Source organism: Legionella hackeliae, assembly GCF_000953655.1.
Taxonomy (GTDB): Bacteria; Pseudomonadota; Gammaproteobacteria; order Legionellales; family Legionellaceae; genus Tatlockia; species Tatlockia hackeliae.
The window spans coordinates 434,945-447,500 of the sequence record NZ_LN681225.1; the positions used below are offsets into that span (position 1 = coordinate 434,945).

A 12,556-nucleotide genomic window follows, 5' to 3' on the forward strand; every position below is an offset into this window, starting at 1 on the left:
AAAATTAACTCGGCATTGGAAGTCATTTTGGAATAATTTACTATTCCTCTGGAAAGAAGCCTTTCAGTCCGCCTAATCCAGGCATTCCACCTATTCCACGCATCATCTGTTTCATTGCGCCTGGTTTGGTGAATTTTTTCATCATTTTTTGCATTTGTTCAAATTGCTTTAACAAGCGATTAACGTCTTGGATTTGAGTTCCTGAACCTTGTGCTATGCGTTTTTTACGAGAACCCACAATAATTTTAGGAATACGGCGCTCTTTTGGGGTCATGGAATTAATGATTGCTATGGTTTGGGCCATCGCTTTATCATTGACTTGACTCATTGCTTGCTGCGGTAATTGTCCAATACCTGGTAATTTACTCATCATACCGCTAAGGCCGCCCATTTTATCCATTTGCAATAATTGTTGCTTAAAATCCTCAAGGTCAAATCCTTTTCCTTTTTTAAGTTTCTTAGCCAATTTTTCGCTGGCTTGCTTATCTGCTTTCCGCTCAACTTCTTCAATTAAAGTGAGAATATCACCCATACCGAGAATACGTGAAGCAATTCGCTCTGGGTGGAAAGGCTCAAGAGGATCAATTTTTTCGCCACTTCCTAAAAATTTAATCGGCTGACCGGTGATGTGTTTAACCGAAAGAGCAGCACCTCCACGTGCATCACCATCGGTCTTGGTGAGAATAACCCCGGTTAACGCTAGCGCTTCATGGAATGCCTTCGCGGTATTCGCGGCATCCTGCCCCGTCATGCTATCGACAACAAATAAGGTCTCTACCGGTTTGACGGCTTTATGGATGTTCTTAATTTCCGTCATCATTTCTTCATCAACGTGCAAGCGACCTGCAGTATCGAAGATCACGACGTCAATAAATTGTTTTTTTGCACTTTCCAACGCTTTTGCAGCGATTGCCAAAGGTTGTTCATGTGATTCTGCTGGGAAAAACGCAACATCAAGTTGTTCCGCAAGTAACTTTAATTGCTCAATAGCTGCTGGTCTGTATACGTCCAGGCTAACAAGCATAACTTTTTTATTCTCAGACTCTTTTAAGTAACGTGCTAATTTAGCAGAGCTGGTGGTTTTACCAGAGCCTTGTAATCCAGCCATCAAGAAAACAGCTGGTGGTTGTGTTTTGAAATTTAATTCAGCACGTGAATCGCCCAATACGTGCACCAATTCATCATGAACCACCTTAACAAAAGCTTGTTCTGGTTTCAGATTGGTCGCAACTTTCTGCCCAAGCGCTTTTTGTTTTACTTCTTCAATAAACTCTTTTACAACGGGGAATGCTACATCAGCCTCAAGTAATGATAGACGAACTTCTCGTAGGGCATCATGAACATTTTCTTCAGTCAAATGTCCCTGACCACTTAAAGTTTTAAAGGCACGGGTTAAACGTTCAGTTAAATTCTCAAACATGACAGTCACTCAGGTGCAAAAAATGCTTACTATAGCATAGTAGACATAGCAGCCAAAACTGGCAAAGAACAAGAAATAAATAATTTCAGGTTTATGCAGCCTTTTTCACAAAAAATAGGGGTGCATAGAGTCGACAATTTGCCTTTTTTACTGAATGTTATTTGCTGTACAAAAGATTGGTATTTCCATATTATCGCCACCGTGACTTAAATAAAATCAGGGTGAATACGATGTTATTTGTATTTGTTGCGGGAGCATCGGCTTCAGGAAAAACAGAAATTGCTAAGAAAATTGTCGAGACATTCAATGGCATGAACATTAAGACAATTTTGATAAAAATGGATGACTTTTACAAAAGCCAGCAGGAAAGAGGGGGTATTGTAGAGATCGATTTTGATGTACCTGATGCTTATCAGTGGGTATTACTGGAAAACCAATTAACAATGTTGTCTGAAGGTAAGACAATCAATAAACCAGTGTATTGTTTTATTGCGAAGAATAGGTTGCCTCACACTGAAACAATTAATCCAGAAGATCTTAAAGTCGTCGTTGTTGAAGGGATTCTTGCTTTACATCAAGTCCATAAAATGGAGCTTCCTAAAATGTCATTGTTCGTTGAAACAGACAGTTATAAAACAATTTTAGAGCGCCGAAAGACAAGAGACGCAATACATCGTGCTACTTCACCCCAAGAAACAGGAGCAAGAGAACGTAGATCGGTCGGGCCTGAATTTTTTAAATATATTCTTCCTAGCAAGACAAACGCAGATTTAGCCGTTACAAATAATGATATGCCTGCCAATGTACTTCCTGGCGTTAAAACTGGTATCGATAAAGCAGCTGATGAGATTATGGATAAAATAAGAGAAGATCACTCTGAGCTTTTTCCTGCTAGAGCATACAGTCCAATATAGCTGCTACATAGAGGGGATTACAATGCACAAACAATTTTTACCGAGTGATTATGAGGTCGTGGAATTCACCAATCAGATACATCCAAGGATAAAAATATGCCCGATATATTACGCGCAAGGTTTGAGTCCCTACTCTACTATATTAGGTCGACGTGCCGTACTTGAGGGTTTATTAAAGGCAGTCGAAGTATTGCCGAAAACGTGTGGATTGCTGATTTGGGATGTCTATAGACCCAGAGAGGTTCAGCGCAAACTGTTTAGTTGGATGAGTGAAGAAATCCGTAAAAAATACGCAGGCTTAAGTGAAGAGGAATATCAGACTGAAATCTTAAAATATGTTTCCCCTCCTGCAAGTATTGGCGATAGTTATTGTTCTCCTCATCTGAGTGGTGGCGCTGTCGATTTAACACTTTATGATGTTGAGAGTATCGAAATACTGGATATGGGAACCCCCTTTGATGAGTGTAGCGAAAAAGCCCATCGTGACTATTTCGCATTAAAATCAGTCCTGTCATCGGAAGAGGTGGCCATTCAACAACGACGAGAGTGGTTGCGCACGGCTATGGAAGCATCAGGCTTTACGTCTTACCATTATGAGTGGTGGCATTTTGATATGGGGAATATTTTTTGGGCAAATGTCACAGGACAAGAGGCTGTTTTTGGTCCACTTTTTGGTGACGCAGAGTGGCTTTCTTTATAGGCGAATTAATCTCAGTTTGCTATGATGAAATTTCTTATTACCTAAGGGAGACCCGGTGCAGTTTTCTCTGACAACACTTTCAATCGGATTATTGGCATTAATTCTTATCTCAGCATTTTTTTCAGGCTCAGAAATTGGAATGATGTCTTTAAATCGTTATCGCTTGCGCTATTTGGTAAAACAAAACAATAAACAGGCAATTCGGGTCAACCAGATGTTAGCGAGACCTGATAAATTGTTGAGTGTTATTTTAATTGGCAATACCTTTGCAAATATTGTGGCCTCGATGGTGGCGACATTAATTGGGCAGCGGCTCTATGGTGATGTAGGCGTGCTCATTGCTACTATGCTACTTACTTTAATAGTATTGGTATTTTCTGAGTTGGCCCCGAAAACAATCGCAGCACTGCATCCTCAGCAAGTCGCTTTTAAGGCATCCTTTTTTTTAAAATTGTTACAAGGGCTATTTGCACCTGTTGTGCACACAATCAGTTGGATTACAAATCTAATTTTAAAATTGTTTGGTGTTTCTATAGAAAGAAATCAACGAGAGCTTTTATCGGGCGAAGAGTTACGTTCAGTAGTGCATGAGGCTGGGGGTTTGTTGCCAGTTGAACATAAAAGTATGTTGTTAAGTTTATTAGATTTAGAACAAGCTACGGTAGAAGATATCATGATTCCCAAGGCGGATATTGTTGGCATTGATTTAGAGCAGCCTTGGCATGAAATTCTTGAAGAGTTAGAGACAGCCCAGCATACTCGATTGCCTCTTTTTAAAGACACAATCGACAATTTAGTAGGACTTGTGCATGTAAGAAACGTTCTTAATCTAATGATTGAGGAGCGTTTGGACATGGAAAATTTACTCAAAATTGCTGATGCCCCTTATTTTATTCCTGAAGCTACACCGCTTAATGTACAAATTTTAAATTTTCAAAAGATGAAAAAGCGAAGCTGCTTTGTAGTTGATGAGTATGGAGATTTATTAGGTTTGGTAACCATGGAAGATATACTTGAAGAGGTAGTTGGAGAGTTTACGACGGATGTGGCTGATCTAAGTAAGGATATTATTCAGCAAGAAGATGGTTCTGTTATTGTGGATACCAGTATCACACTCCGACAGTTAAAGCGCATATTGGGCTGGCAATTGCCGGTAATTGGCCCTAGAACATTAAGTGGCCTTATTATCGAGCATCTAGGATATATTCCCCCAGCTGACTGTTGTTTACAGATTGAAAATTTCCAAATTGAAATTTTAAAAGTAAGCGAGAATATGATCAAAACAGTACGTATGTTGAAGGTGGCTAAGAAAAAATAGAACTAATCGTTTAATTCTGCTTGTTCTTTAATCGTCAATACCCGTGCTGTAAATAGATAACCCCCATTTCTTATTGTTTTAATGAGTGCGGGTTTTTTAGCATCTGTTTCAATTTTTTGTCGTAATCTGCTTATCTGCACATCAATACGCCGATCAAAGGGAGTTAAATCGCTATTCTTAGTCAGTTGTAATAGAAATTCACGGCCTAAAACACGTTGAGGTTGACGCGCAAACGCTAACAGCAAATCATATTCACCGGCACTCAGTTGTAGTTCCTCGCGAGTGTTATTTTCAAACACTTGACGAGAGGCTGGATATAAGCGCCAGTTGGCAAAGAGTAATACTTCTTTTTCTTGCTCTGTTTCTTTGGTGGCTCGTTGAACTCTTCGTGATATTGCACTAATACGAGCATGTAGCTCTCTAGGGTGAAGAGGTTTTACTAAAAAGTCATCCGCGCCAGCTTCTAACATACGTACGCAAATGCTTTCGTCAATCTTATCACTAATTACCAATAATGGAACCGTATAACGCTGGTAAAGCTTATGGATTATATTTTCATCGGCTTGTATCAATGACCAGTTCACCAGTAATGCTGCAGGCGGTTCCATGTCACTGTTAAGCGTAGAGAGATCAGGTTGTTGAATAATATTAAAGTCAAATTTAGCAAAATAATCTATAAGGTGCTCATCTATAGGGGTATCGTCGATAATAAGCAAGTATTTTCGATGCGACATTTAATATCTTCCCCCAATGTACGGTTTTAAAATTTTAGAAATTATACACTGCATAGAAAATATTTTGCATATAAGTTAAGTGATTCCTATCATTATACTTTAACTTCATAAAAGCAAATGCTAATCCAGGCTTTGCTGACTCGTATTGTCACTGATCACGAATTTTCCATTGATAATTTTCTCCATACCAGAATAGGGCAATATCATTTCAACAGAGTTTGCTGGTAATACCGGATGCGACTTTGTAGAATAGGGCAGATTTTTTATCTATCGTCCAATTTTAAAAATTTAATCAGGAGATAAAAAAATGGCTAAACTGTTTTATGCGTTAGGAATTGCAATATGCTTGGTATTAGGGGGTTGCTCTAAAAATGTACCTCCTGGAGATTATGATGTTAATGAAGTAGGTAAGCTAAAAAAAGTGGCTTCAGGTGTAATTATCTCTAAGCGTCAAGTGAAGTTTCATAGTAAAGCTGCAACTGGCAGAAGTGAGAAGGCGCCAGGTAGTGAGTACTTAGACGGTGGTCATGGCTATGTTTATGTCATTAAATTAAATAGCGGTGCTATTGTTTCTGTAGCTCAAGCAGAAGATTTAAATCTGAAAGTAAGACAAAAAGTGTTAGTCGTTTATGGTAAGACAACTCGCATTTTGCCTGATAGCAGTACCGATATCTAATTTTTTTCAGGAGATGCTCTTAGGCATCTCCTCCTTTTTCCTTTCTAGACTGCACTTCGATTTATAAATAATATCACCTTTAAAGTGGCAAAAATAAAGTCACCATGCTTAAATAAATATTAAGAAAAGATTAACTCCCAGCAAGTTTTGACGAATACCAAAATAATGAACCCATCTTGATGGAAGCTTTGGGTTAGGAGTCGCCATGAGTAATGCTAAAGGATTTGCTATAGATTGGCTGGTTGATGAGTCATGTCGCACTAAAGCCTTCTTAAAATATGAAATTAAACAGATTGAGAATCGTCTGCAAAAAGCCATGGGAGATGGAAAAAATACACGCATGCGTATTTCTGATGCAGCCCAATATTGTTCTGAATTGGCAGCGAAATATGATGATCTTTTATATTTATTAAAACCAGGGTATTTACAGGAGACTGATCTAACTATCTCTATTTCGGAAAATAATCCTTCTCGTTGCTACGTGACAATTCAAACACTCAAACAACAATTTAATGTGAGTATGGCAATTTCTGAGGAAATTAAAATAACCTGGAAGTTAAAACATTATTACCAATATTTGCAGGGGCAATTAAATGGATTGCAGCCTCAATCCGTTGAATACATTCAGCGCTCATTGACCGGACAATTGAAGCAGCTGATTGAGTCGCAAACTTGTGCTGAGTGGCTTCATGCAGCAGTGGTGTTTGCTAATGACGCGGGAGAAAATATTCTTTCCTCATTGGCATTATTAGCCCAATTAAACGATAAAGAAATGTTGCAGTTGGCTGCGCTATTTGAAAAATCCGACATTATTTTCACCGTTAATAATCTTTTCTTCTATAAATCAAATCCTCACCAGCTTTTCAAGCAAGCGCTTCACCCCGAAAAATTATTGTCTGTTAAAGCAAGACTCTCCATGCTTCATCAGTTTATTGAAAGCATGCATCAAACGATTATGCAGTCTTTAAAACAGCGAGGAATCGGTGAATTACATGATTATTTATTGCATGGGGACGATTTACCTCAAGGGGTGACCATTGCTATGGACGATGAGGTCCATAAATTAATTATTTCTGCACTTAAAGAATGGCGATTGCCAACGATTATTCTTTCAAACGAGTTGGTGGAAAAAAATAAATTAAACAATTTATTTCGAGCCTATAAATTCTGGTTTAATCCAAATCGCTTAATCGATACAGTAATGACGTTGCAGCAACAACTAGGGCATAGCCCGGATGTAAATGACAATTACATGAAATTTTCATCTTATATGCAAGAGATGTTTCATCAATTATCAACCACTGAATGTCTCGATTTATATGGTTATTTTGCCAATAAAGATAGTTGTTATCTAATGAGAAGCTTAGCTGCAGTGCTGGATGATCAAAAAATTGCGGCTTTGCCACTCGCGACTCAAGAACAAAAAGAGGCTATTGGTCGAGTATATCGAGCACTTGATTGTGCGATGGAGGCAATTCGTCATGAGTTATTAAATCGTCATATCACAACTATCCCTTATACACGCTGCAATACGCATAAATCATTAAAGCCTGGACGTCGTAATTTAGACGCTATAACCCGAATTATGGCGCTATATTCAAATCCTGTCGTACTGGAAAATAAAACATTGGAACAATTATTCCAGGAGGCCGGGGGTAACCTTTGATTTAGGGTAAGCGGAAAGCTCTTCCTGATAGAATTGCAATAGCTCTTTTAGCAAAGGTTTTGCTGGCGATGTCTGCGCAAAGGAAGAGTTTAAATCATCGGTCCAGTGTCCATCACTTAAACGTAAAATGACGGTAATGTATTGATAATCATCAGGGTATAAAGCGACAAGCCAATCACCATCAAGAATAGCGTAAAGTTTAAGTGCATTTAATAAAGGTAATTTATCGCGTCTTAACTGAAGTTGATTGGTCTTAGGATTTACTTCATACAATAATTTTCCTAAAACTTTCGCTCGATCTCGCGAGACTATCTGATTTGGAAGTTCGCCACTTTCTAAGAGGAAAGCTCTTTTTTCAAGAGGTTGATTATGGATAATCGTTGCTAGTAAGGAAATACCGTCAAAATTTCTGCTAACAGGGATTTTAAGAAAAGAGTATATGGTTGGGGCAATGTCTATTAAAGCAACCCGGGCGTCAATAACCTTACCCTTTAGAACAAAATTATTATTATTAAAGACATTAAAACTAAGCAAGCAATGAAACTGAATTGGACTAAGCAAATCTGAACCATGGCCGGCGCTTTTGTCCAGGGCGGTGGACGTTTTACGTTTAAAATAGTCAGCGAGCTTGCTTTGACCTCCTCCCTGATAATTTTTCATTGTTGTTTCTCGACTTCCAGGCTGATACAAGGATTCGCCATGATCGCTCAAAACAATAACCATGCTATTTTGTAAAAGTCCGGTTTTTTTTAATGTGTTTAAGAGAAGGCCTACTTGTTTATCCGCCTCATTGATAGACGCGAAATAAAGCCCCTCTCTTTCCTTGACGCTATAGACATCACCAACTTCGGCAGGTGATGAGCTAGCCCACGCATAAGGCCAATGGGGAAGTGCAAAATGCACAGCAAAAAATAAAGGTTTCGTGGGATCAGTTTGTTGTAGGGCTTCATTTAAAGCACTGTCAAAGCTTTGGGGATAATAGGAAAAATGACTGGCCCGATTTAGATAATTAAAAGGGAAAAGCCAGCCCGTATACGAATAATTAATGAAAAAATTACTTAAAGGAAAATCATAAAAGGTACCTAATAAAACATCATTGACTCCTAATTGCGGCCCAATAATTGTCTGAAATCCGAAATCTTTATCAATAGGACTAAATCGGCGTTCATCCGTGGCAAAAATAGTTTGGTAACCCTTCTTTTGTAATGTCCATACAATACTTTCTGAACTTTTAACCAATCCTGGAGGCATCAAATTATACCGAGCCTGATTATGCAGTGGATAAAGTCCTGTCAGAATGCTTGCCCAGGCGGAATAGGTTCTTGCTAAAGGAGTAATTGCTTCTTTAAAGGAAACACTATTATTTATAAATTGGTAAAGATTAGGGGTATGAAATTGATTGATTCGTTCAGCACTTAACGAGTCTACACCAATAATAATGATATTCGGTTGGGTTGTTTGTCGTTTGGAAGCATAGGTGGGTGAATGCTTAAAAATAAAGAAAAAGAGCAGGAGACCTACCATAAATACCACCAATACTCGCGGATGACGCAAGAATAACTTTATACCCGCTAGCAGAGTAAATACTCCTAGAATAACTAATGAAATTATCATTATTATTTTTATAAACAAGAGAGGAACGGCAGGAAGAAATAGCCGACTAAATAAACTTAGCGGAAAAAAATAACAGTTTGTGCTTAATATGGCGATTATAGAAACAATATAGATAGCTATTTGCCAGTGGTCGAGTGAAATTTTCTCAAGGACACTATCTTTTATTCCCCATAGCCAACACATTTGAGCCAACGTCAATAGAATATAAAGTAGAATTTCAATAAATACGGCCGCTGCAATTTGCAAATACACGGCCAATGGCATAGGGATAGCAGTAAGGAATCCTCCGCTTTGAATAAGGGCATAAATAAATTGAAAGGCTAAAAAAACAAAATTGAACAGACTAAAATGGATAAAATAATGTCGAAAGAAATTTCTGTTCACGGTTTGGGTACAATTGTGCTGTTTAAATGCCAATTATAGACATAACCATCGATAGTATTAATATGTTTTAGTTGACTGCGGAGTGGTTCTTTCGCAAATTGTTTTAAATGAGTAATGATATCAACTTTAGAACCGCCAAAATCTTCGTTGTACCACTCATAGATTTTGGAAACAATTAACTCGCCCTCAATGACTTGTGCTCCCCGAAGAGAATTAATATATTCAGAGGCATCTTCATTTAAATCCGCTTCAAGTGATTTACCTCGATAAGCTTTTTTGCTGAGATTGGCCGCACCAATAGAACCATTGTTTATGGCATAATGCGTACGTGGATCATTCCAAATCGGTCTAATAATACGATTGTTAATTTCGTCCAAGGATAATGGGGTACCATTGATAGTGATTAGTTTCGCTCCCCAAGGACCAATACTAAATAAGCCCGGAGAAATATTAATTTCTTCAATGCTGCCTACTGGATAATAGTCTGCAATAATTTGGACAGTCAGTGCATTATATAGATTTAACCAAAAGGCGAGTTGTTCATCACGATTGTAAGCATCAATATCGATATGACTCATCTTGTTAATATAACTTTTAAGCAGGTCATAATCAGCATCGGTAAGGTTGGCGTAATCGATAAGATTAATGCCTTCTTCATTGGTCACAACTCGTCTATTTAAAAATTGTTGCCACTCATCGTGAGGAATAATTGCTTTGGATAAAGGATTGTTTGTTTCCCAAATGGGCCAGAGACTTTTATTAAATGACGCAAATACACTGCTACTCAGAAATAGTAGAATAAAAAGACTACAACCTTGTAGTAATCGACTGATCTTATACATGTTTATACGTTCACAATAGCTCGATTTCGCAATGCATTGCTTATGGTATTACCATCTAAAAACTCTAATTCACCGCCTGAAGGAATTCCATGCGCGAGTTGGCTAATACGTACAGGCTGGTCGTTAAGCAATTCATGAATGAAATGAACTGTAGTTTGGCCTTCAATCGAGGGACTTAAAGCTAAGATTACTTCTTTCACCTTTTCTTCAATCACCAGCGTTCGTAATTGGGGCAATCCTATATCGTCTGGGCCCATTCCATCAAGAGGAGAAATTTTTCCCATTAGTACATAATAACTCCCGTTAAACGAGTTACTTTGCTCGATGGCAGCAATATCTGCTGGTGATTCTACAATACAAAGGATTTTTGTATCACGATCTCGATTTTGACAGAGTTTGCATAATTCAAACTCGGTGTAATTCTTACAGCGCTTGCAATGTTGAATGATTTGCATGGCTTCTTCTAAACATGAAGCCAAATGCATACCGCGCTGACGCTGGTGTTGCAGCAAATGAAACACCATGCGTTGCGCTGATTTCGGGCCAACTCCAGGTAGACAGCGTAATGCATCTACCAAGCGACTCAGTGCATCCATTACCTAGATTATTCCTTCTCGCCATCTTTCAGGAAGTCAGTAGGAATGTTAAGACCAGCAGTCAATTCGCTGATTTTTTGTTTAGAAGCTTGCTCAACTTTACGTGCCGCATCATTAAAGGCTGCAGTAACCAAGTCTTCTAACATTTCTACATCATCCATCAGCGATGGGCTGATTTTAGTTTTATTGACTTCATGGCGACCATTCATTTCAATTTCAACCATACCACCACCAGAAACCCCTTTTACAACTAATTGACTTAATTGTTTTTGAGCTTCTTGCATGCGCTGTTGCATTTTTTGCGCTTCTTTCATGATGTTGCCAAGATTTTGATTAATATCCATGTTGACCTCTCATTAGGATTATTTCGTTAATTATAATTCATCTTTAATAGGTTCAATAGAATTTTTGACCAGTTCGGCTGAAAATTCTTGTTTTAATTGCTGAAAAAATACATCTTCTTCTAAGGAAAGCGCTGCTTCCTGTTGGCGTTGATGTTGCACAACCTGCCTTTGTTGAGCGGGAGAGGAATGTATCACTTCCTCACAGGTTAATGCAATTTTAATTGTTTCTTTATAATAATTCGCTAACGCTTGCTCAATACGGCTGGTAATCGTAGGGGTAAATAAGGATTGATGTCCTTTAGCGACACGTAGATTTATTTCATGCCCATTTTTTCCTACAAATTCAGCATTTTCTACAGCGTTTAAAGCCAAACCGGTAAGTTGAAGACGGTTTAATATCTGCGCCCAATTATCTTCAACAATAACATTTTCTTGAATTGTAGTATTTTCTACAACAGATGGAGGAGAAAACTCTACTTCAAGGTTCTCATCATCAGTAATTTCATGAGGAAATTCTTCAACTTCCTCTTTTTCTTCAAAGGCTATGTTCTCTGAATTCACTATAGGCAATTCTTGCCGAGGTAATTCTTGTTGGGGAGAATGCTCAACAAGAGTTGTTGTCTGTATAGTTGTAGCTGGCACTTCAAAGGCTAATGTTGGTGGCATAGTTTTAGGTGCGGGTCTAAAGGTAAGCATTCGTAGCATCGTCATTTCAAACCCTATGGCCAATGATGGTGCCAAATACATTTCTTCGGAGCCCTTGAGGCCTATTTGATAAAAGAGCTGAATATCTTCCGCCGAAATCTGTGCTGCCAATTTCTTAATGTGGGAATTAATTTCAATTAAAGGATTATCACCAATATTTTGATAAATCGTCAGATCATGCATGTAATGCAGGAACTCATCCAATACGTAGCGAAAATGCCCACCTTCAGCTGCAACCTGTCGACTAATTTGTAGAATTGACTGAGGATTTGAAGAGGCTAGCGCCTCTACTAATTGAATAGCGTAATCCTGTTGAGTGTAGCCTAAAATTGTTTTTACCTCAGAGGCAATCAAGTTCCCATTGCAGCTGGCAATTGCTTGATCCAGAAGACTCAAGGCATCACGCATACTGCCTCTTGCTGCTTTGGCGAGAATATCAAGAGCGTCTAGTTCAAAATTCAATTGTTCTTCACTTAGGATATGCAGTAGGTGCTGACTAATTAATTCTGTTGCCAAATGCTTAAGATGAAATTGCAAACAACGTGATAGCACCGTGATGGGTAATTTTTGCGGATCAGTTGTTGCGAGCAAAAACTTTACATGAGCAGGTGGCTCTTCAAGTGTTTTTAATAATGCATTAAAG

Annotated in this window: 12 protein-coding genes (1 of these 12 only partly in view); 5 read left to right on the top strand and 7 right to left on the bottom strand. The window is 38.4% G+C overall.

What is annotated here, in order from left to right:
* Positions 1-40: 40 nt before the first annotated feature.
* Positions 41-1,420, bottom strand: coding sequence for a signal recognition particle protein (ffh, locus tag LHA_RS02100; protein ID WP_045105076.1), 1,380 nt, complete (start codon positions 1,418-1,420; stop codon positions 41-43).
* 230 nt (positions 1,421-1,650) lie between these two features.
* Here ffh and LHA_RS02105 point away from each other — a divergent pair, with 230 nt between their 5' ends.
* Genes LHA_RS02105 through LHA_RS02115 form a run of 3 tightly spaced genes read left to right on the top strand, consistent with a single transcriptional unit; the run spans position 1,651 to position 4,352 of the window.
* Positions 1,651-2,334, top strand: a complete 684-nt coding sequence (locus LHA_RS02105; RefSeq protein ID WP_045105077.1) for a uridine kinase family protein — start codon at positions 1,651-1,653, stop codon at positions 2,332-2,334.
* 22 nt (positions 2,335-2,356) lie between these two features.
* On the top strand, positions 2,357-3,034 hold the full coding sequence (locus LHA_RS02110) for a M15 family metallopeptidase (RefSeq protein WP_052673554.1): 678 nt from the start codon (positions 2,357-2,359) through the stop codon (positions 3,032-3,034).
* A 55-nt stretch (positions 3,035-3,089) separates the two neighbouring features.
* Entirely contained in the window at positions 3,090-4,352 is a 1,263-nt protein-coding gene (locus LHA_RS02115; RefSeq protein WP_045105078.1) for an HlyC/CorC family transporter, read from the top strand.
* A 2-nt stretch (positions 4,353-4,354) separates the two neighbouring features.
* Here the strand turns inward: LHA_RS02115 and LHA_RS02120 are convergent, their stop codons facing one another.
* On the bottom strand, positions 4,355-5,086 hold the full coding sequence (locus LHA_RS02120; protein WP_045105079.1) for a response regulator transcription factor: 732 nt from the start codon (positions 5,084-5,086) through the stop codon (positions 4,355-4,357).
* 307 nt (positions 5,087-5,393) lie between these two features.
* On the opposite strand from LHA_RS02120, the gene LHA_RS02125 reads away from it, so the two are divergent.
* Both LHA_RS02125 and LHA_RS02130 read left to right on the top strand, forming a co-directional pair.
* Positions 5,394-5,762, top strand: coding sequence for a hypothetical protein (locus LHA_RS02125; RefSeq protein ID WP_045105080.1), 369 nt, complete (start codon positions 5,394-5,396; stop codon positions 5,760-5,762).
* Between the two features lie 205 nt (positions 5,763-5,967).
* Positions 5,968-7,428: a hypothetical protein gene (locus LHA_RS02130; protein WP_045105081.1), complete on the top strand. Its 1,461-nt coding sequence runs from the start codon at positions 5,968-5,970 to the stop codon at positions 7,426-7,428.
* On the opposite strand, the gene LHA_RS02135 is transcribed toward LHA_RS02130, so the two are convergent.
* The 5 genes from LHA_RS02135 to dnaX all read right to left on the bottom strand — a co-directional run.
* On the bottom strand, positions 7,399-9,306 hold the full coding sequence (locus tag LHA_RS02135; RefSeq protein ID WP_231861962.1) for a sulfatase-like hydrolase/transferase: 1,908 nt from the start codon (positions 9,304-9,306) through the stop codon (positions 7,399-7,401). The genes LHA_RS02130 and LHA_RS02135 overlap by 30 nt on opposite strands.
* 116 nt (positions 9,307-9,422) lie before the next feature.
* Positions 9,423-10,268 carry a DUF547 domain-containing protein gene (locus tag LHA_RS02140; RefSeq protein WP_045105083.1) on the bottom strand — a complete coding sequence of 282 codons (846 nt, stop codon included), beginning with the start codon at positions 10,266-10,268 and terminating at the stop codon, positions 9,423-9,425.
* Between the two features lie 2 nt (positions 10,269-10,270).
* Positions 10,271-10,864 carry a recombination mediator RecR gene (gene recR / locus LHA_RS02145; RefSeq protein WP_045105084.1) on the bottom strand — a complete coding sequence of 198 codons (594 nt, stop codon included), beginning with the start codon at positions 10,862-10,864 and terminating at the stop codon, positions 10,271-10,273.
* Positions 10,865-10,872: 8 nt separating this feature from the next.
* Entirely contained in the window at positions 10,873-11,208 is a 336-nt protein-coding gene (locus LHA_RS02150; RefSeq protein WP_045105085.1) for a YbaB/EbfC family nucleoid-associated protein, read from the bottom strand.
* 30 nt (positions 11,209-11,238) lie between these two features.
* A protein-coding gene (dnaX, locus tag LHA_RS02155; protein WP_045105086.1) for a DNA polymerase III subunit gamma/tau crosses the window boundary here: on the bottom strand, positions 11,239-12,556 show its 3' portion. Its footprint extends 404 nt past the window's final position; only the last 1,318 of its 1,722 coding nucleotides appear in the window; its start codon lies beyond the right edge, outside the window; the stop codon is at positions 11,239-11,241.